Consider the following 19,673-nt stretch of genomic DNA (forward strand, 5'->3'; position numbering starts at 1 on the left):
TCCGGTCGGTCTTGTTGCGCTGCGCCTTCAGCGCCGCGCGGACGTGAAGGGTTTCCAGACAGACTGCCGGCAGGCCGAGCTTGAGCAGTTCCGGATGCAGCCAGGGCGACAGCGAGCCCGCCTCGTGGCCGAGCCGCCGCAGCCGGCCGAGATACGGCGTCAACGCCGCCTTGATCGCCTCCGGATCGGTCACCACCGCGACCTCCAGCGCCACCTTGCCCTTGTCATCCACCACGCAGATTGCCGTCTCGTCCATGCCGACATCCAGACCACAGAAGAATTCCATCACACGCCTCCCGCGTTGCCGAGGCGGCGCACTGTGCGCGTCATTCAGCGCGCAGACCACTTGCGCTGCGGCCGCAACTCCCGGCGCAGACCGATTACGGGCGGCCGTCCTTCGGTCGTTGTCGTGGTCTCCCGGTCGCGGGTTCCCAGGGACCGACTTCCAAGCCAAAAGACTCTCGGTACTCGCAGCGATTTGCGACAAAATGCAGTTCGGGTCGTTGCGGTAGATCCTTCAATAGCGCCCGCCCAAACACGTCGGCTGGTGGCCGATTTATTGCAAAATAGCCGCGGCGACTTGTCAGTTGACTTGAGAAGCCGCCACCGTTTGCGAGCGAAGCGAGCGCTTGCGATAGCGATCGTCACCCGGAGGGCCGAGACACCCGCAGGGTGGCTCGGTGAGGAGCGAAGCGACGAGTAGAGCGCGGGCCGAAGGCATCGCCCGTATGCCCTCAGCACGTTATTTCCGCATTCCTCCGCGAACTCTTGCCCGCGTGAGCGAGGATCGTTTAGTAGCAAACCCGAAAGTCTTAGCGATGATCGTGTTGCAGCGTTTCGAATGCAAACCAAATGTCCGTTACGGGGCGCCAGCTTGCGCCAATCCGAGCGCCGATGTTGATGATGCCGTGCCATCATCGCGATCGCCCCGTTGTCGAGAGCGCAACGAAGAGGCCTTCCGACTGCGGAACGATCGCTGAGAGATCGTGCACAGGAACCACAGCCGGCCTGTCGTGCGCCGGTCGATCGACTGTCACTCTCGCGGCAGATGACGGCCCGTCAACGTGGTCGAAAAAGAGCGGCGGCCGCGTCCAGGATGAACGAGAAGAGGCCGCGAGGAGAAGAGGTCCTGGCGCCCCTTCCGGATCGACAAAAGGGACGATGGTCGCCACATAAGCGACGGTTTCCGCGGGCAGTGGACGATGTCGATCGCGAAACTCCTCGTAACGGCCGGGCCCCGCATTGTAGGCCGCAAGGAAGCCCGGCGAGCCGTAGCGGTCGTGCAGTTCGCGAAGGAAAGCGGCACCAGCGAGGATGTTGTCACGGGGATCGAAGGGATCGCGCCCGAGACCGTAGCGCGCGCGCAGCTCCGCCCAGGTCTTGGGCATGAGTTGCATGACGCCGAGTGCACCTTTAGGTGAGACGGCACGCCGATCCCCGTTGCTTTCCACCCTCATGATGGCACGAATCCATGCAGTCGGAATGCCAAAGCGCTGCGCGCCTTCCGTCACGAAAGTAACATAGCGATCGTTCGCCGGCTGACTTTGGGCCGGCGCTCTCTGCCCCGACACTGCTGCCGTTAGCCCGCCAATCACCAGCAGGCCGGTAAGGAGGAGAACGGCAAAGCCCATCGTGGCTCCGCCATCGCGGCGAGGCGTCGTACTGCTCACCAACGGCGTGCGCGGGCTGCCGGCTTGACCACCGCTGTGCGCGCCGGCCGGCCAACGGTGGCGCGGACCGGAGTGATGAGACGGCTTTACCGCCAGCAAAGGGATGGAGCTTAGATGCGCCTTGCCGGCGGCACGCGTGACGGGAGCCTGCATGCAATCAATCCCGTTCGGGGCGCTGCGGCAGACGGTTCCAGTTCAACGTCCAGGCCGATTTGTCGTCGCCCGACTGGAAGAGATTGGCGCGGATCGGCCGCGGCAGCGCCGGGTCGTCGATGATGAGCGAAACGTACTCACCGGCCTTCTCGCCCGTCCGCTTCCAACCCGCGCCGATCTCCGGCCCATCGGCATCGCCGAGGCGGATGCGGTAGTCCGGCGCGTTCTCGGCTTCCGAGGATTCGGCCGGGACGAGGGTGAGAATCCGCTCGAAGAAAAGGGTCTCTAAGCGTCCGATAAAGCCGGTCTTATCGCGGGTGAACTGACCGATTTGTGCCATGGGAGATCTCCTTACTTGGCGGGTTGAGAAGCGAGTCAATGGGTGACGGCGCGCCAGACGAAGCGGCCATTGGCGGCCTCGTCAGTCCAAAGCGGGACCGCGCGCGCGACGATCGAGCTGACGGGCAGTAAGCCGAAATAGCGGCCGTCGAGGCTGTCCGGGACGGTCGGATTCATGAGAAAGACCTCCCCCGGCTGGAGGGTGGCGCACCCGCTCCAACGCGGTAGCGGACGGCCGAGATGGTCGCGATCGTGGGCGGCGCCGACATCGACAGCGTCGACGGTGATGGCATCACCGGACCGGCACACCGTCTGTCCAGGCAACGCCATCACGCGCTTCAGCAGCGGCACACCTTTCGGAAGAAAGCCGCCATCTGCGAGGACGTTCGCGATGGGCTCAGGGAGCCGCGCTGCGACCAGTTCGAGAGCATGCAGCTGTCCGACCGGACGTAGTGTGTAAAGCCCAATCGGTGTGCTCGCGGTGGCGTTCCAGATCAGCCGCGGCGCGGGATGAAGGAACGCTAGGCCACCGGCGGCGAGCATCGCGATGTACGTCAACATGACATAACCAAATCGGCTCATGGCGTAACGCTCCGGCGCTTGAGCCAGGCGACATGTTGCTCGCGCGTGTAGGCGCGCGGCACATGGTCGGCAGCGAGACGGTTGTGGAGATGTCGCCAATATTCGGGGGCAGCGTCGGCCGGATCGATGGCGAGCGCCTCGATGGCGTCGATCGCCTGCAACACGCGCTCGACCTTCGGCCAGCTGTCGACACGCAGCAGGATTTCGCCACCGGGTCGCACGAATGGCAGCGTCTGATAGCGCTGGCCCGCTTCCACGGCGCGCACGATGTCCATTCGCGACACCACAGTGCCATAGTCGTTCGAGGCCCAACGGACGAGGCCGAAGATGCTGCCGGGCGCAAAGCTTGAGACACTGCGGCGGCGGTCAAGGATCTTTTCCTCCACGCGACGGCCAAAGCGCAGCCAATGCTCGATCCGCTTCTCGATCCAGGTCAGTTCGACATGGGTGAGCGCGACCTCGCGCCGATGAGAGGGCGGCACCGCGCGAGTCGGCAAGGCCTCATTGTCGTTCATGACACCTCTCCAGTGTCGATCGGGAACTCTTGCGTCAGCAATTCGCGCAGCATTTCTGCGACGGTGACGCCGCGCTGGAACGCGGCGACCTTGATGCGGCCGCGCAGCGCCGGCGTGACGTCGATGGTCAGACGCGCAGTGAATGTGACCGCGTCATCCGTGCGGCGGGGCGGCGCGTCGCTAGCCTTGATCCAGCTCTCGGCTTCGCCGGGACGCGAGGCGAAGCCGCGCTTGTTGGAGCGCTCGCTCATGGCGCGAACCTCGCAACTTCAGCGGCGAGCGCGGCGATCTCGCGGGCGGCGGCGTTCTGCTCGGCGAACTCGAAGACGAGCCGGCCCGACTGCGCGGCGTCGGCGAAGACGACGCGTTGGCCGATCTTGCTGGCGAGCACCGGCGGGTCGTGATCAGCAAGAACCTCAGCCGTCTCGCGGGCGATGATCGTGTGCGCACCACAACGGTTGAGCACAAAGCGAGCGGCAAGCTGCGGACGATAGATGCGGGCTTCTCGTAACAGTTCGAGCATCTCGGCCGACGCCCAGCCGTCGAACGGCGACGGCTGCACGGGGATCAGCACCAGGTCGGCCGCCAGCAGCGCCGAACCCATCAATCCAGCGACGCGCAGCGGTCCGTCGATGACGACATGATCTGCGGTGCGTGCGATCTCCGGCGCTTCGCGATGGAGCGTGTCGCGAGCGAGGCCGACGACACCGAATAACCGTGCGAGGTTCTCTCGCGCCCGCTGTTGGGACCAGTCCAATGCGGACCCCTGGGGGTCAGCATCGATGAGCGTCACACGCCTTCCGCGCAGCGCCCATTCGCCGGCGAGGTGCAGGGCGAGCGTCGTCTTGCCGACACCGCCCTTCTGGTTGAGCAACGCGACAATCATTGCTTGCCTCCCGGCTTGCGGTCGCGAAGCGGCAAGGATTGTTGGCTTTGGTGCCCGGTTGGCGACTCAGCGCGCGCGTCGGCGTTATCCGCAGGACGCACTGGCCCACTACAGAAGTTAGAGTCTAAGTTAGACTCTAAGTTAGGGCGTGAGATCGTCGTTTCCGGCCAAAGCGTTAGCTGTGGTTCGCGCTCCCGAAATCCCGATACCGGCACGCCCGAAGTCCCGATAGCGCGAGCGCCTGAAGTCCCGAGATGATTCACAGCGCCATCCACAGGCGCTGTGAATGACTTATTGGGCAGGATGCGCAGGAGTTCGCGGCGTTCCCTGCGTTCGATGCTTAGGCGGTAGCCTGGCAGCGGTTGATGGGCCGCAATGCGGCGGAGGTCAAAGGCGAAGTCAGCGGGCTTGGCGAGGCTGCCGGATTTCTCGTGGAGGTGTGCGATCTCAAACAGCCACCCTCTCGGCTGGCGGCCGGCGTGCTTGCGAGCGACGCGGTAGAGCCAACGTTCGATCCCGCCGGTCAGGCTGAAGTAGGCCGGATCAATGGTAAGAACGAGCGAGCGATCGATGACACCGCGGTAAAACCAGTCGGGGAGGACAAATTCCATGCCTTCCACGCGGCCGTCGCGCCGTGCGCATTCCTCCCATTCGTTGATCCAGGAGAATTGGTGGCGCCGCCAATGTTCGCCCTGCCGGATACTGGTGCGGATGACGGTCGCCTGCAGACGGCTCAGTGCCCCCTTCAACAGCTTGTAGTCACGCGCCCCGGTCTGTCGGCCGACCGCGATCAGAAGCTGATAGGGTGTGAAGCGCAGGAAGCGCGACGTTTTTAGACCAAGGTTCTCAGCCTCGACGATCTGGCTCGCCGCCCAAATCAGCACGTCGGCATCCCAGATGGTCGCCATCCCGTGCTCAGGAACTGCATAGACTTCGACACGCACGTCGCCGGCCTGATAGAGGATTGGGCGCGTGCGTTTGCCCTTGGCGAGCGAAAAGAATGGTCGTTCCATCAGGTCGCGCTGATCGCGCGGGCTGGCATCGCCGGTGGCGATGACGAACGGATCGAGCTTGCTTCGCTCGCTGGGCGGGATGAGGCGGCGCGACGACATGGGCGAGCGTTGCCTTTAGCGATGCGCGTTGCCGGCGGCGCGCGCCTCGACGTAGCGCGGGTCCGACGTCGAGCTGCAAGCGGCCTGATCGGCCCAGGCTTCGAGATCGCCAATGGAATAGACGACGCGCCCGCCGAGTTTGCGAAAGGTCGGACCGTTGCCGTGGCAGCGATACTTCTCGAGCGTACGCGGCGAGAGGCCGAGGAGGCGCGCGGCCTCGGGGGTGCGCACGTAGCGCGTCGTGAGCTGCGCGGTTCGGTCGAGCATGGGCGATCTCCGTCTTGCCTTGAAGAGCCGCAGCCAAGTCGCGGCTTGTCAGGGCCAGAGTGGCGGAGAGCTTTGGCGTTGGGGGTGGACGAAAATTCGCGTGGGATTGTGTCCCCCCATAGTCGCAACCGGGCGAAGCCAAGCGTTGCCAGCGAGGCGTGGGTTAGCTCATCAGGGCGAACGTATTGGAGAGATCGAAGTGCCGGTCAGAAGCCGCGCAGGAGTTTCAAATAGCCACGCTCGACAAGGGCGATCGAATCATGAATGAGCCGGTTCGCCTTGCGGCGGGCGTGCGAATCCTTCCACTCGACCGAGCGGCGCTGGGCGTGGTCCGAGGCGAGCACCTTCGCTGCCACGTCTCGCGGACCGCCGCCTAGGTCGTGGACGTCGAAGGCGTGAAGCAGCTGAATCAATCGCCGCTTCTGAAACGATGTGAGGCGCAGAGCCGCCGGCAGAAGAGGGGTGCGCTGACCGGCAAGGCGGCGCGCGAAGTGCAGCGCGACGTCGGCCCGCAGCTCGCCCACGCTGTCGAGTGGCACAAGCACGGCAGGACGGCGCGCAGCCTGCTCATCACGCAAACCGACATGAAGCTCACCCGACCTGTCAGCAATCGCCAGAGCGCGACCATCGGCATCGGACAGTTCGCGGAACGATTGCCCGAAAGCGACGTGATCGACCGAGCGAGGCGTATCGAACCCCGGCGGCGCGGACTCCAGGATCAACGTCCCCGGTGAAGCCTCTGGGAGCCAAACGACTGATTCGGGATCGACCGGAGAGAGGGGATCATGCGCGACACCGCAACCTCCATCGATGTGCGAAACTGCGTCGAATGGTCGTGGGATCAGCGCCTTCGCGCTCGATCTGGCGCTCGGTGCGGGCAAAGTCGCGGCGGTAGTCGGCATTGCGACGAAGGAATTCGAGTGCAAAACCGGCACGCTCAAGGCGCTCCAAGCGTTCAACGGTCTCCGGCGAGCGCCAGTACTGGGTCGGCATGGCTGTTTTTCCGTCTTCTTGTTACCCCCACATCACGATGCGGAAAGGCATCACAAGAGACTAGACCCAGCGGTTGCATCACGCGGTATCGCAATTTGCGTTATCGGTCGTCAATTATTGCATCCGCGGTTGCAAAAGATGCCGATATCCAGCTTCCGACATCCATCGCGCACGGGCGAGATGGCTGTCGTGTACGATTTTGGCACGATCCGGTTCGCGGGCCGGATCGAGGCCGAAAATCACGCTGACGACTTCCCGCCAGTCCGCCCCCTCCTCTTCGGCCATCAACAATCGCACATAAATAGCAAGATGTTTCTCGTCGTAAGCATTTACGCGATCGGTTTCTGGCGGCCGATCCTGAAATTGCACTTCGTTCATTGCAACTGCCCCTCAGCGTCGATGCAGTGTTAGAATTCATCTAACCCCGAAACTTTCCAATCGTCACGCACGATTTAAGACGTGATGCGCAGCCTGCATCACGCCCTCCCCGAAAGGGGCAAAGAGGACCGAACGCGAGGAGATGATTAGCACAACGCGAGACGAATCGGAACGATCATTCCTGGAACGATCGTGCCGATGCAAGTTCCCTACCCGCCATGGATCTCAAGGAGGTCATGGCGATCAATTTGCGTCGAATACGCCATGCGAAGAAAATGACGCAGGAGGAATTGGCGGATGCTGCCGAACTAAGCGTCCGGTACGTCGGCGCAATTGAGCGCGCAGATGTGTCGGCGAGTGTGACGGTGCTGGGCCGCATCGCTGAAGCGCTCGAAGTCGACGCCGCGGATCTGATTGAACGAGCGGCTCATCACTCTCGTCGAACCCGATGATCGGCACGATTGTGCTGCCGAAGCACAGCCGCGCTAAAATCAGCGCTGCGCGTTCACGCATAAGTTGATAGCCGATCGCACCTAAATCTGGCCACTCTCCGAATGCATGCCCTTGTCCGCTGGTGGAAGAGCGTGACGACGAGGGCGGAGATGGCTTTATGACCTTATACGAGCACTTGCCAGCCGACATCCGCAGTATGGTGGATTCGCTGGTGGCGGAGCTGACGCCGTATTCATGGCCAGGTCGGTTCCTCGCTCTGATTGGCCTGCTCGGAGAGAAGTTGGAGGCCAGGACCGAGCCCGAGCCTTGGCATATGATCCAACAATGGGCGGGTCTCGCAACGGCCGTATTGGAACAATTGCAACCCGACAGTTCGGTCGTCGAATGCGTAGGCCTGATGAGCATCAGCTTCAACGATCAATGGCGCGCTCAGGCGCTCGGCCAGATCGAACGAGATCTCACGGTTTTGGATCGGCTCTTGGCAATTTGTCCCGATTGGGATGATATCGTTGAAAGCGTCTTGGAGGCAAATCGAAGGCGGCCGATTCGGGCGAGACGAGGCCGCGGACGCTGATCAGCATCGGTTCGCGACGGGGGTACGGCGCTGAGCTTAGTGATGCTCCGCCCGGACCAGCCGGGCGGAGCATGTGCGTCCGTTCACTCGCCATTGCGGCGGCTGGGGCGGGACCAGATCAGGCTGAAGCCTTCATCGCCCTCGTCATCGAAGAGGTTGGCGAAGATCGGAGCGGTAAAGCTCGGATCGTCGAGCTTGAGGCTCAGATAGTCGCGGCCCTCGTTGGAGCGCTTGGACCAAGCGGCTCCGATCTCAACCCGGCCGACATAGACCCGGTGGCTCGGGGCGTTCTCGCCGGAACGATTGGCCTCGGGGACGATCCGGACGTTCTTGGCTTGAAGCGAGAGGGTCACGATCTGTCCGTTGAACTCATTGTTGCCGGTCTTCTTAAAGGTGCCGATGGTCGCCATGGGAGTTCTCCTTGATCTCTGTTTTTCGAGCCCGCACCTTGCGGCCTCGATGGTGATCGACAGGCCGGAGGCGATCGACGGCGCACCCGAAGGGCCGAAGCGCGGGCGGAGGATGGCAGCAGAGCGACTTTCTTGTTCCGCGAGGAATGACGGCGCAGCCGGCAGGGGAAGAAAGTCGATCGGCGCCATTGCGCTTTAGGCGGTCGAGGCTTTAGCCGCCCTTCGGCCAGATTCACCCATCGAAGAGGCCGTTGGTGCGCTCGATCTAAACAGACCTGACATCAAGGAGCACTCGGCAACGGTCGTAAAGCCTTCAGATACCGGCGAGAGAGTCCTCGGCCACTGAGGCCCTTCTGTGCAAGTAGAAGATGAGAGTCCGCGTCCACGACAAATGCCTCCCAAGTCGCACCAATCTCCCGGTCTTCCCGGCCGCGTTGTCGAGCTTTGCCGTGAACAATCCAAAGCTTCGACATCGCATCGAAATGGGCCGCTGCGCGCGATCAGACTTTATCACCTATCGTCACTCCAGACAGATGACGAGGATGGTGAGGGCTAAAGCCTGAGAACCACTACCTGTCCGAGATTGTCAGCCAGACGCCATGCCGTGCCCGGTTGGCCGGGCCGTTGTCATCGTCGAGAAGCGGACCAATGCCGTGACGCTGACGGCGACGGCGCCAAGGACTGATAAAATCAGCTGCCAAGTCGCTGATGGAATCGCCATCTGCGCGATCCCGTGTGTAGCGCTGTATCCAGCGACCGTGGCTGGCGCGACGAAGAGGATGATGAGGAGAACACGAAGCCACATCCACGGTGCGAAGGCCAGAGCGAACCGGCCGGCGCAGTAAGTTGACCCGCCAGCAACCAAGCCAACGAGAATGCCGCCGAGGGCGCCGGCGCCGGTATGGAAAGCCCATGTGGTGACGGTGAGGCCAACAAAGACTGGCAGCGCGAAGACGGCAAGCGCGAACAGCAGCCAGCAGAGGAAACCGATGCCGACAATGACGAGGACTGGTCCAAGGGCAAACATGGTGGTGGTCTCCGTGAGATAGACAAACGTCTAGCAATCACGCCTTCCACCACCACCACGGCGCAGCCGACAGCATAGCCGCAAATCGAGCGGTCAGCGAGCGGAAACCCGACAGGGACCTCCGCGCGCCGACTCACGATCTACGGCGCCTTCGTCATTGGAAGGGATCGAATTCGTGGATGACGACGGCAGGATCGCCATCGTATTCGGCGGCCGGCATGACGCCATATCCACCCGTGCCGGTACGGAAGATGATGACGCAAACCATGAGGGTCGTGGCAAGGTTCCAGGCGTTGGCGAAGGCAATGGCTTGAGACATCGGTCCGGCTCCTGTTCTGAGGCGGGGACCATCCCCGCGCGACAGGCGCCCGATGTGTCCGGCCGTGGGCCGCAATCACCGCGCAGGCGAAGACGTAGCGGCGGCACGCTTCAGCGTAAGCCGACCCCTTGCGGGTTGATGGCGTCAGGCCTGCGGCTGGACCAAGGATCAGCGCCAAGGCAGCGGGGCGGTGTCCGCCAGACGGGATGCCGGTTGTTAAGCGCGATATGGGCTCTCGGTGGGAACACGGTCACCGTGCGGCGGCTGATCGGCTAGAATGAATCGTGAGTCGATGCACGGTTGAGGAGGCCGGCGTGCCAGCGTTCATAGGACGCAACCTACATCTGATGAGGAAGGCGCTCGAGGAAGTGCAATTCTTGCGGAAGCTGACCTCACGCGTCGTCACGATCATTCGAGCCTCAAGGGGCCAAACAAGGATACTTGGCATGGGCGAGATCAATATACCTCGCGATCAACAAAATGCCCTCGCGGCGATCGATACCGATGAGTTGGGCAGGCTTATCGACCAAGCGATCCGCGAGGAACGATTAGGTGATGTGCACCGCCTCCCTCTCGCGAACTGTGGAGCCTACATTGCGAGAAAGCTTCACAATCTTGAACAGGCGTTGACGAACCACCGTCAGGCCAAGGCGCCACGAAAGCGCGCGGAAACAGAACACACCCTCCAACGCGCCGGCAGTGATTTGTCCTTTGCGGTCGAGGCCATGAAGCGCCGAATGGAAACGGAACAAAAGGACGGGCAGTTCTTCTACGTCGATGATCAGATCATGCCGTCTTACCGCTTTGACGAGCGTCTAAGTGTCCGAGTGAGCTATCGGTGGCGCCGGGCCGTCGACGACGAGTGGACGTCTGGCAGCATCACGTTCGTCCATGAGGTAGATCGACGCCCCGACTATACGATGCCCGTCCCAAAGCGAAAGCCAAGTGCAGCCAAGAAGGAGCAGGATCGGCAGACCAGGCTGTATGAAACATGGCAGCACCTGATGAGAGGAGCGCTTTATTCGGTCAGGGATTATTTCAAGGATGGTGGCGACGGAGACAAGATTCCGGAAACCTTCCAGGCAACAGTCGATTCTCGTACCCGCGGACTGAACAATTACAGCACTAAGTTCTGGCGCCAGCAACCTTGAAATCCTTCGTTTATCCGGAGGAGTGAAGGTGGGATAGCGGCACTCAGGCGCCGCCCGTGCCAAACTTCCAGACCGGGATGCCAAGCTTCTTCGCCTTGTCGGCCAGATTGTCCTGGATGCCGGTGCCCGGGAAGTGCAAGACCCCGATCGGCAAGGCCTCCAGCATCGCATCGTTACGCTTGAACGGCGCGGCTTTGTTGTGCTTCGTCCAATCGGGCTTGAAGGCGATTTGCGGCACTTTGCGGTTGTCAGCCCATTTGGCCGCGATCAGCTCGGCGCCTTTGGGCGATCCGCCGTGCAGCAGCACCATGTCCGAGTGCTTGGCGTGGACCTGATCAAGCTTGGCCCAGATCAGCCGGTGGTCGTTGAAGTCGAGCCCACCGGTCAGCGCCACCTTCGGGCCCGCCGGCAGGAGAACTTGGTTATGCGCGCGCTTCTTCGCGGCCAGGAAATCGCGACTGTCGATCATCGCAGAGGTCAGATTGCGGTGGTTGAGCTTGGACCCGTTGCGCGGCCGCCATGCGGAATGGGTGTGGCGTTCGAACTGGTCGGCGGCCTGGTCGCGCATCAGCTCGAAGGCGTTGCGGCGTTCAATCAGGGTCTGCCCTTCTGCCGTCAGTCGCTCCAGCTCGACGGATTTGATCTCGCTGCCATCCTGTTCCCGCTGCGAGCGCTGCTGGGCCAACTCGTTGCTGTCGAGCTCACGCTCGATCCTGTCGATGGCACGATGGAAGATGTTCACCGTCGACCAGAGCAGGTCTTCGAGGTCGGGTTCAAGGCGGGTATCGGACAGCGCCACCACCAGGGCATCGAGGATGTCGGAGATGCTGCCGGCTAGGATCTTTGCTTCGGGAAGCGGCCGGGGATCGGGCTCGTCCTGAAAGGGGCGATAACCGTGGAGTTGGAGTTCTTGGAGGACCTGGTCAGTCGGTGATGAGCTATGGTGCGGCTCGAAATCGTTGTCGTGGTCGGCTGTCATTGCGGCTTTCCCTCGTCGGATCGACCGCGCCCATCGCGGCCTTAATAGCGACGAAAGCGGCAGGCGGAACGGACTTGCACCCACAGCGCTAGCTGTGGGCCGGAGCCCTGGCGGAGGACCGAAGGGGGCCGACTATTTTGCCTCGCGATGTAAAGGCGGCGCTGCCGCCGACGGAAAATAGTTGGCCAACGAGGTTGCCGGTCCGGGCCGCTTGCCGCCCGATCGCCCTCTCAGAAGGCCGTGGGTGCGGTCCTCTCCGGCTGAGGGGAAGCATGACCGCTGGCCTCGCGGTAACGAAGCGGCCGCGTCGCCCCTCATCTCGGTTCCGGCTATGCCGCCAGTTCCATAAAGCGTGCGACGTCCTGCGCAGCGATCTGCACCCGGCTCGCGGCTCGAAGGTCGTCAAGGCCGAGCAGGCGAAGATCCTCGTTGAAGTCGCCAAGCCGTGGCGAGATCGCGATCGCCTCGATTCCCGCCTCCCGCGCCCGATCGATCAAGATCGCCATGGCGCCGTCACCGGCAGGATCGTCGTCGCGGGCGATGTAGAGCCGGCGCAGCGTATCCGGGAAGAGGATGGCGGAGAGATGCGCCGCCGAGAGGGCAGCGACCATTGGCATGGTGGGCAGAACGCACCGAAGGGACAGCATTGTCTCGATGCCCTCGCCGGCCGCCATGACGTCGCCGGCTACACCAAATCGAACGGCGTGACCAAGCAGGTCGCCCATCGCCCGTTTCGGCGCGTCGATCCGCGCCTTGCCAAGCGTCGTCGCGCTGAAGCCGTCGGGGTCAAGCCAGGTGCGATGCGCGCCGGTCAAGCGGCCGGAAAGATCGGTGACGGCAGCGATCATCGCCGGCCAGGTCTCGGTCGGGCTGTGGTCGTCGGGCCGGTAGTAGCAACGTGGGTGGAAACGCAGACTTCCGCTTTCGTGCAAAGCCGTAATGCCGCGATTGCGGAGATACGCTTCGGCGAGTGTGCCCGCGATCGACTGCGACATGCCAAAGAGACGCCGCGCCGCCTCCGACGGTCTGAGAGGCACGGGCGATTTTCTCGGTCGGTGGTGATTTTGCTCTGGCTCCCGTTCTGGACGCGGCAGACTGAGAAAGCGTCGTGCCTCATTGGCGACATCGCGAAAATCAACGAGACCGCAGCTCTCGCGGATCACGTCGAGGAGGTCGCCATGTTCGGCTGAGGCAGCATCGGTCCATTTGCCCGCGTGTCCCTTCGCCGATTCCGTGAGTCGCACGAACATCGAGTGACCAGGCGTATTACGGACATCGCCCACCATCCAGTAGCGGCCCTGCCGCCGCCCGTTAGACAGGTAATGGCGGCACACCGCCTCGGCATCACGCGCGAGACGGCGGGCCAGTTCGGATGCATCTTGGCGGGCCATCAGGCGGCCTCCCGCTCGCCTATGCGCACGACCGGATAGTGGTCGAGCACCTTTGCCAACTTCGAGGTACCGGTATCATCTGATGGTACGAACATGCGCAGCTTCCACGAGATGATCTCACTGAAGAGGCCGTAGGCGCGCAACCGGTCGCGCATTGCATCGGTGAAGCCGGACAGCTCGATGCGATGGGCGCCCATCACGCGGACACGACGGAGTTGCAGATCCTCGGCGAGGTCGATGACGATGCGTCCTTCCATCAGCGCCGAGAAGGCCTCCTGTGGAGGCCAGCTGCTGACGCCGGTAGCGCAAGTGTTCGCCGCCCAGGCTGGTGAGACCCTGCGGCCGATGATGCGTTCGCCATCGTCGGTCTGAAGCCGATAGACCCGGGTCGAGTCGTTCGGAAGGCGCTTCCAGATCGGCAGCAGCAAGCCGGCGACGATGTGGAGGGTGCTCTCAGCGAACTCGGGCACCTCAAGAATTTCGCCATTCCATGCTGCAGCAAATGTCTCGCGATCCGCAGGCTGCCAGTGGCTCTCGTCCATCATCTTCATCGAAGCATGATGGCGCTCCATGGGACGGATCAACCGCACCCGGCACTCAATCTCGCCGTCATCAAGCATGAAGCTCGACGCGGGAATTTGCACCGCAGCACGCCCTGAGCGCTCGTTGACCAGCAGCACCGCGTGAGGGTCGGTGAGATAATCCAACGCTTGATCCAGTGTGATCGGGTGATTGCGCCGGCGTTCAGTGATCGTGAGTAGCCGGGTTTCCGCACCGGTCGCAGGGTGCGTATAGATCGGGCGCCGATCGGTGACGACGAAGCTCTCAGCCTGCAGCGTCTCCAGCCCGACGTCATAGATACCGCTGGCGATAGCACCCTCGACCTTGGCGTTCAGCAACTGCTCGAACGCTGTGAACAGCAGAGCTTGTAGGTCGATGGTGAGCGCGAGCAGCCGGTTGAGGAAAGTCGTGATCGGCGGCAACTCGTCCTTGATGCCGTTCGCGTCCATGAGCTTCAGGCCCGTGGCGTCCTCAAAGATCTGGAGCGAGCAGCCTTCGACCTTGCCGCGCACAAGCAGCCGATAGAGCTGGCGCAGCGCATCTGGGGCATAGTGGCTCTCAAGATTGTCCTCGGTCCGGAACAGGCCCTGCCCGCCGGTCTGGCGCTGGCCGCGCGTGATGGCGCCCAGCGTGTCGAGCCGCCGCGCGATGGTCGAGAGGAACCGCTTCTCGGCCTTCACGTCGGTCGCAATGGGGCGGAATAGCGGCGGCTGCGCCTGGTTGGTACGGTTCGTTCGACCGAGACCCTGGATCGCGGCATCGGCCTTCCAGCCCGGCTCGAGCAAATAATGGACGCGAAGCCGGCGATTCCGCGCCGAGAGCTCGGCGTGGTAGCTGCGGCCCGTGCCGCCAGCCTCCGAGAAGACAAGCACGCGTTTCAAGTCATCCATGAAGGCCGCAGTCTCGGCGAGATTGGCGGAGGCGGCCCGGTTCTCGACCGCAAGGCGGTCACCCCTTCGCACCACGCGGCGCGAACGCCCGGTGACTTCCGCCACGAGGTCTGTGCCGAAACGCTGCACGATCTGGTCGAGCGCGCCGGGAACGGGCGGAAGCGACGCGAGCCGCTCGATCAACTCATTGCGGCGCGCGACGGCCTCGCGGCTCTCGACCGGCTGGCCGTCGCGGAAGACGGGCCGCGACGAGAGATTGCCATCGGCGCCGGTGAAGGGCTCATAGAGCTGCACCGGGAAGGAATGAGCGAGGTAATCCAGCACGTACTCGCGCGGCGTGATGTCCACGCGGACGTCGTTCCATTCTTCGGTTGGGATCTCGGCAAGCCGCCGTTCCATCAGCGCCTCGCCGGTCGACACAATCTGGATGACGGCCGCATGGCCCTCGGCCAAGTCCCGCTCGATCGCGCGCACTAGGGTCGGCGTCTTCATGCTGGTGAGCAGATGGCCGAAGAAGCGCTGCTTGGCGGACTCGAAGGCCGAGCGCGCGGCCGACTTCGCCTGACGATTGAGCGTGCCGGTCTCACCGGTGATGTTGGCGGCCTGCATCGCCGCGTCGAGGTGATTGTGGATGACGCTGAAGGCGCCGGCATAGGCGTCGTAGATCCGCCGCTGCTCATCGGTGAGCTGGTGCTCGACGAGCTCGTATTCGACGCCTTCGTAGGAAAGCGAGCGAGCAGTATAGAGGCCGAGCGAACGAAGATCGCGGGACAGCACCTCCATCGCCGCAACGCCCCCCTCCTCGATCGCCTCGACGAACTCGGCGCGGGTGTGCGCCGACCAGTCGCGCTGCGCGTCCTCGAGCAGCTTATCGGATTTTGAGATCCAGACCGCCTTGCGCCGGCCCTGCAGCCAGTTGTCGAGAATGATGCCGGCGGACTGGCGACCCTTGCCGGCGCCGGTCCCGTCGCCGAGCATAAAGCCGCGACGGAAGCGGACGGCGTTCGGTGCATGATCGCGGGCGGCCGCGACGAGGTCGAAGGTCTCATCCACCGCCCAGGTGCCGGCGAGATAATTGCCGTGGGCCTCGCCGGCATAGATCACCGTCTCGAGTTGGGCGTCGGACAGGACGCCGTGGCTGACGATGTTGGCCGGCAGCCGGGGCCTATAGCTGGGCTTGGGCGGCACGACCGAAGCCATCGCGGCCGACTGCACCAGCTTGGTGGGATGCGCCTGCGCACCGGGGATGCGGATCGATTGGAGCCGGTATTCCTCGTAGATGGCATCGCTGAGATGCGCGCACTCGGGCGGCGTCCAATCGATTATCTCATAGGCGAGGTTAACGGCTTCGGGATCGGCGACCGAGGCTTTGGCCGAATGTGCGGTGGCTCGCGCGAGATAGCCGCGCACGGTGCGAGGCGCCTCCGATGCTGACATTGGGAGCGCGCCAGTCGAGGCGACTGGCAAGCGAGCTGGAACGTGCTCGCCGATCCAGCGGAGCAGCGTCGCAACGTCGGGCGCCAATCCCGGCGACTCCGGGAACGCATGCGCGTCATCGGCCGGCGCCTTGTCGATGATCGTGAGGCGCGTCTCGATCGTGGTGCCGTGCCTGGCATAGACCGCGCCGGCGATCACAGCGGTGAAGACTACGCGGCCGCGTTCCTGTAATCGGGCAAAAGCCTCGCGCCAGGTTGAGGCTGCGGGTGAGAAGTTTGCACCGGTGATCGTGACCAGCCGGCCGCCATCGGCGAGACGCGCCAGCGCCGAGGCGATGTGACGGTACGCCGTGTCGGCCATGCGGCCGGAAACGTTCGCCATTGCCGAGAACGGCGGGTTCATCAACACGACACTCGGGACGACGGCATGATCGAGGTGATCGTCGATTTGAGCCGCGTCGAACCGCGTAACGGAAATGGCCGGAAAGAGGGAAGAGAGCAACATGGCCCGGGTTTCGGCCAGTTCGTTCAACACGAGCCCGCCGCCGGCGACCTCGGCGAGGATAGCGAGCAGCCCGGTGCCGGCAGACGGCTCCAGCACGCGATCCGCCCCCGTGATGGCGGCCGCGGTCAGCGCAGCCAGGCCGAGTGGTAGCGGTGTCGAGAATTGCTGAAAGGTCTCGCTTTTGGCAGAGCGGCGCGTGTGGGTCGGCAGGAGCCCCGCGATTTTGTCCAAGGCGGAAAGTCGTGAATCTGGAGAGTCAGCTTTGCGGAACAACGCCTTCCCGTATTTGCGCAGGAATAGGACCGTGGCGACCTCGCAAGCGTCATAGGCCGTCTTCCAATCCCACGCGCCCGTGGCATCGGATGCGCCGAAGGCCAATTCCATTGCGGCACGCAAAATTGCGGCGTCGATGCGTCGACCATGCTCAAGATGTGGGAGAAGCTGCTCAGCCGCAGCGATGATGACGCTGACGCTTTCGGGAGCGCGCACAGGCGAGATCCGGGCGGCCTCATCGGCCGCAGTCGGGAAAAGGTGGTTCATGGGGGGAGCCTCGGAGAGCGAGAAGGAGCGAGCCGGCGGCGCTCTCTCTGGGACCGGACCGGCTCAAACCCGTCCCGGCCCGACTCTCACTCTCTGCCCGATGCCTTGAAACGCTGCGGGCAGGACATTCGCTGCGTCAGGGTCGCTGCGCGTTGCGCGGCAAGAACCGCTTGTGGCGCAAGCCTCAAGAGCTGAATGGCTTGGTCAACAGGCTGCCGCTGACCTGCACTCGCGCCTTTGCTCGGGGCGCGGGTCTCGGCATACGGTTCACTAGCCCTGGCAAGACCATCGAACCGCTTCGCACAATGAAGGAGGATTTGATGGCTCAAATTCTGAAGTTTCCCACCACGAAGATCGAACCGGTAACCGTTCGCAGCGGGAGTAAGCACCGCATCAACGTCGAAGTGCTCGACGATGTTCGGCCACGACGCACGCGGTGGAGGGTTCAGTTTGAGGAAGCGGCGGGGTTTGCTGCATTGAAAGGCTTTACCGATCGCGCAGTAGCCCAATGCTATCGAGGTACGGCGGTTCGTGGCGGAGACGTCCGGCCTCGTCGCCGCCGGCAAGATCGCGATCTGGCTCGACGGCCTGAAGGTGCAGCCACTGGTGGCTCGTAGCGCATAAAAAATTGGCTGGGGCGAAGATCGTCGCCCCAGCCAGTGTTTCTACTCGGCAGCGATCATGTGCGGCTCGTCCGATTGGTCGGCCGGAGTTTCCTCGTCGTCGCTGGCGAGGAATTCCGGCAGAGCCTCGCCATTGCCTGTGGGCTCAGCGGCGCCAGCGGCCGTCGCCTGCTCGACGTCGACGTCGACCATCCGCAGGGGCTCGGGCAGCCAGCCGGTCTCGGCCAGGAGCCGTTCAGCCTCCTTGGCCATGTCGCCCTTCTTCAGATGGTCGATGAGCTGGGCAGCCGGCTCGCCGGCACCCTCGCGCACCGCCTCGAGGATGCGGCGCTTCGGCACGCGGCCAAGATAGTTCTCGACGGTTGGGCGCCAACCGGACGCCACCATGTCGAGGTCGACGGCGAGGGCAATGCGATCGGCATCCGCGATCCGCTGCTCGACGGCGTGCCGGGTGGCGCTGCCGCCGTAGCGGTCGGCCTTCTCGTAGAGCGCGTTGACGCCGAATGAGGCGCAGTGCGCAAAGAGCGCTGCCTGCTCGTCGCCCGTCAGCCCGGTGAGCCAGTCCCAGAGACCGGTTTTGTCCTTGGGCAAGCGCTCCTCCCATGTCTTGTGGCGCGCGTCGATGGCCTTGGCCGCTTGCGTATCCTTCAGCCCTTGCGCCTGCATGGAGAAGCTGACGCTGCGCACGGAGACCTCCATCGCCGTTCCAAAAGAGGAGTAGCGGGAGAACACGTCGAGGCAAAATTTGTGCAGCACCGCCTGGAAAGCGACCGATGGCGTGATCGCCAGCTTGTTGCGCAGCGCCAGCGTCCGCTCCGCCGTGAGCTCGGTCAGAAGACGGTCCGGAAGCGGCTTCACCGCATCGTCATCCTCGTCCTCGGGATCCGCGACCTGCCCGCCGATGATAATGACGGCGCGTTGGACAGCCGGTGCTGATGGTTCATCGCCATCCATGGCCGCGGTGACAGGTTCGCCGCCGCTGCCCTGCTCTAGCTCGGTCACTGGCACTTCGTCCTCGGGCCGGACGTAGCCGCGATCAACCAAGAGCTTGCCCTCGGCGTCGATGCCGACAAACGCGCCCGCGCGGACGATGTCGGCCGGCTGATAGATGACGGGTCGATCGTTGAAGGCGCCGAGAGCCGTCTCGATTTCGCCAAGGCGCTGGTCAATCTCATCGGGAAGCTCATCCGCGCCATCGTGCTCGGCTTCGAGCTTGGCATATTCGGTCTCGAGCGCCTCGATGGTTGCTTGCTCTTCGGTGGTGAGATCGGCGGATACGCCGTCCAGCTCGCGCAAGCCGCGAGTATGGCCGTAGGGCAAGTCGGAGGCGACCTCGATCCACTTCCAGCCTTCGGCAGCGATCGTTTCCGCCTCTGCCTTCAGCTTCCCAGCGACCAGACCGTCGAGCAGAGCGACGCCCTCGAGCCAACCGCCGTCGTCGGACTGGAACAGGTCGCGCAGCACCACGCCACCGGCCGCCTCATAGGCGTCGAGGCCGACAAACACGGCGCGCCGGTCGGAGGCGCGCACTGTCTTCTCCGTCAACATGCGGCGGATCTGATAGGGCTCCTTCTGCCAAGAGCCGGAGATGGCCTGCCAGACCTGCTCCTGCCGGCCATGATCTGCGGTGACGGTGAAGGCCATCAACTGCTCGAGCGACATGCCGTCGTCGGCATAGACGTCGAGCAACGCGGGCGAGATTGAGGCGAGGCGCAGGCGCTGCTTCACAACGTTGACTGAGGTGAAGAAGGCAGCCGCTATCTCCTCCTCCGTCCGGCCCTTCTCACGCTGAGTCACGAAGGCACGGAATTGGTCAAGCGGGTGCAGCGGTTAGATTATGCGTCAAGTGTCCTGTTAGCTGGATGACTCTGATTCTGTGGCCTTTCTGGCTGCATCCTGCATTTTGGGTGTATTTTTGG

General features: G+C 63.4%; 21 protein-coding genes and 1 pseudogene. 3 read left to right on the forward strand and 19 right to left on the reverse strand.

From position 1 onward, the window contains the following. The 12 genes and pseudogenes from M2427_RS41170 to M2427_RS41225 all read right to left on the reverse strand — a co-directional run. Positions 1–286 (reverse strand): annotated as a pseudogene (locus M2427_RS41170) (IS110 family transposase); the annotation flags it as partial. A gap of 628 nt (positions 287–914) precedes the next feature. Next, positions 915–1,631, reverse strand: coding sequence for a transglycosylase SLT domain-containing protein (locus tag M2427_RS41175; protein WP_280712443.1), 717 nt, complete (start codon positions 1,629–1,631; stop codon positions 915–917). Positions 1,632–1,827: 196 nt separating this feature from the next. Next, positions 1,828–2,163 (reverse strand): DUF736 domain-containing protein, encoded by a 336-nt coding sequence (locus tag M2427_RS41180; RefSeq protein WP_280712444.1) that lies wholly within the window; start codon positions 2,161–2,163, stop codon positions 1,828–1,830. A 35-nt stretch (positions 2,164–2,198) separates the two neighbouring features. Next, positions 2,199–2,744 carry a S26 family signal peptidase gene (locus M2427_RS41185; protein WP_280712445.1) on the reverse strand — a complete coding sequence of 182 codons (546 nt, stop codon included), beginning with the start codon at positions 2,742–2,744 and terminating at the stop codon, positions 2,199–2,201. After that, positions 2,741–3,259 carry a DUF2840 domain-containing protein gene (locus M2427_RS41190; RefSeq protein ID WP_280712446.1) on the reverse strand — a complete coding sequence of 173 codons (519 nt, stop codon included), beginning with the start codon at positions 3,257–3,259 and terminating at the stop codon, positions 2,741–2,743. The genes M2427_RS41185 and M2427_RS41190 overlap by 4 nt, the downstream gene beginning before the upstream one ends. Next, complete coding sequence (locus M2427_RS41195) at positions 3,256–3,510, reverse strand: hypothetical protein (protein WP_280712447.1); 255 nt, start codon at positions 3,508–3,510, stop codon at positions 3,256–3,258. Before M2427_RS41195 ends, M2427_RS41190 begins: the two co-directional genes overlap by 4 nt. After that, the gene (parA, locus tag M2427_RS41200; RefSeq protein ID WP_280712448.1) at positions 3,507–4,145 is read right to left on the reverse strand and encodes a ParA family partition ATPase; all 639 of its coding nucleotides are present in this window, start codon (positions 4,143–4,145) and stop codon (positions 3,507–3,509) included. Before parA ends, M2427_RS41195 begins: the two co-directional genes overlap by 4 nt. Further along, the gene (locus M2427_RS41205) at positions 4,142–5,257 is read right to left on the reverse strand and encodes a replication initiator protein A (RefSeq protein ID WP_280712449.1); all 1,116 of its coding nucleotides are present in this window, start codon (positions 5,255–5,257) and stop codon (positions 4,142–4,144) included. Before M2427_RS41205 ends, parA begins: the two co-directional genes overlap by 4 nt. Positions 5,258–5,272: 15 nt before the next feature. After that, positions 5,273–5,524, reverse strand: coding sequence for a helix-turn-helix domain-containing protein (locus tag M2427_RS41210; protein WP_091878671.1), 252 nt, complete (start codon positions 5,522–5,524; stop codon positions 5,273–5,275). A gap of 206 nt (positions 5,525–5,730) precedes the next feature. Next, entirely contained in the window at positions 5,731–6,246 is a 516-nt protein-coding gene (locus tag M2427_RS41215) for a DUF2285 domain-containing protein (RefSeq protein ID WP_280712450.1), read from the reverse strand. Positions 6,247–6,307: 61 nt separating this feature from the next. Further along, positions 6,308–6,517, reverse strand: a complete 210-nt coding sequence (locus M2427_RS41220; protein ID WP_280712451.1) for a DUF6499 domain-containing protein — start codon at positions 6,515–6,517, stop codon at positions 6,308–6,310. 114 nt (positions 6,518–6,631) lie between these two features. Further along, positions 6,632–6,895 (reverse strand): DUF2285 domain-containing protein, encoded by a 264-nt coding sequence (locus M2427_RS41225; protein ID WP_280712452.1) that lies wholly within the window; start codon positions 6,893–6,895, stop codon positions 6,632–6,634. Between the two features lie 218 nt (positions 6,896–7,113). On the opposite strand from M2427_RS41225, the gene M2427_RS41230 reads away from it, so the two are divergent. Further along, positions 7,114–7,347: a helix-turn-helix transcriptional regulator gene (locus M2427_RS41230; RefSeq protein WP_280712453.1), complete on the forward strand. Its 234-nt coding sequence runs from the start codon at positions 7,114–7,116 to the stop codon at positions 7,345–7,347. A gap of 158 nt (positions 7,348–7,505) precedes the next feature. After that, a complete protein-coding gene (locus M2427_RS41235; protein WP_280712454.1) occupies positions 7,506–7,922 on the forward strand; it encodes a hypothetical protein in 417 nt (138 codons plus the stop codon). A gap of 83 nt (positions 7,923–8,005) precedes the next feature. Here the strand turns inward: M2427_RS41235 and M2427_RS41240 are convergent, their stop codons facing one another. From M2427_RS41240 to M2427_RS41250, 3 genes are all read right to left on the reverse strand, one after another. Beyond that, the gene (locus M2427_RS41240) at positions 8,006–8,332 is read right to left on the reverse strand and encodes a DUF736 domain-containing protein (RefSeq protein WP_280712463.1); all 327 of its coding nucleotides are present in this window, start codon (positions 8,330–8,332) and stop codon (positions 8,006–8,008) included. A gap of 586 nt (positions 8,333–8,918) precedes the next feature. Further along, the gene (locus tag M2427_RS41245; RefSeq protein WP_280712455.1) at positions 8,919–9,359 is read right to left on the reverse strand and encodes a hypothetical protein; all 441 of its coding nucleotides are present in this window, start codon (positions 9,357–9,359) and stop codon (positions 8,919–8,921) included. 154 nt (positions 9,360–9,513) lie between these two features. After that, the gene (locus M2427_RS41250; protein WP_280712456.1) at positions 9,514–9,678 is read right to left on the reverse strand and encodes a hypothetical protein; all 165 of its coding nucleotides are present in this window, start codon (positions 9,676–9,678) and stop codon (positions 9,514–9,516) included. Positions 9,679–10,124: 446 nt separating this feature from the next. On the opposite strand from M2427_RS41250, the gene M2427_RS41255 reads away from it, so the two are divergent. Continuing rightward, on the forward strand, positions 10,125–10,829 hold the full coding sequence (locus M2427_RS41255) for a hypothetical protein (protein WP_280712457.1): 705 nt from the start codon (positions 10,125–10,127) through the stop codon (positions 10,827–10,829). A gap of 43 nt (positions 10,830–10,872) precedes the next feature. On the opposite strand, the gene M2427_RS41260 is transcribed toward M2427_RS41255, so the two are convergent. From M2427_RS41260 to M2427_RS41275, 4 genes are all read right to left on the reverse strand, one after another. Further along, entirely contained in the window at positions 10,873–11,808 is a 936-nt protein-coding gene (locus tag M2427_RS41260) for a DUF2493 domain-containing protein (RefSeq protein WP_280712458.1), read from the reverse strand. Between the two features lie 329 nt (positions 11,809–12,137). Further along, entirely contained in the window at positions 12,138–13,199 is a 1,062-nt protein-coding gene (locus M2427_RS41265; RefSeq protein WP_280712459.1) for a toprim domain-containing protein, read from the reverse strand. Next, positions 13,199–17,131, reverse strand: coding sequence for a strawberry notch C-terminal domain-containing protein (locus tag M2427_RS41270; RefSeq protein ID WP_280712461.1), 3,933 nt, complete (start codon positions 17,129–17,131; stop codon positions 13,199–13,201). Before M2427_RS41270 ends, M2427_RS41265 begins: the two co-directional genes overlap by 1 nt. Positions 17,132–17,796: 665 nt before the next feature. Next, positions 17,797–19,551 (reverse strand): DNA-binding protein, encoded by a 1,755-nt coding sequence (locus tag M2427_RS41275; RefSeq protein WP_280712462.1) that lies wholly within the window; start codon positions 19,549–19,551, stop codon positions 17,797–17,799. Positions 19,552–19,673 lie beyond the last annotated feature (122 nt).

Source organism: Bradyrhizobium sp. BR13661 (assembly GCF_029892425.1).
Lineage (GTDB): Bacteria > Pseudomonadota > Alphaproteobacteria > Rhizobiales > Xanthobacteraceae > Bradyrhizobium.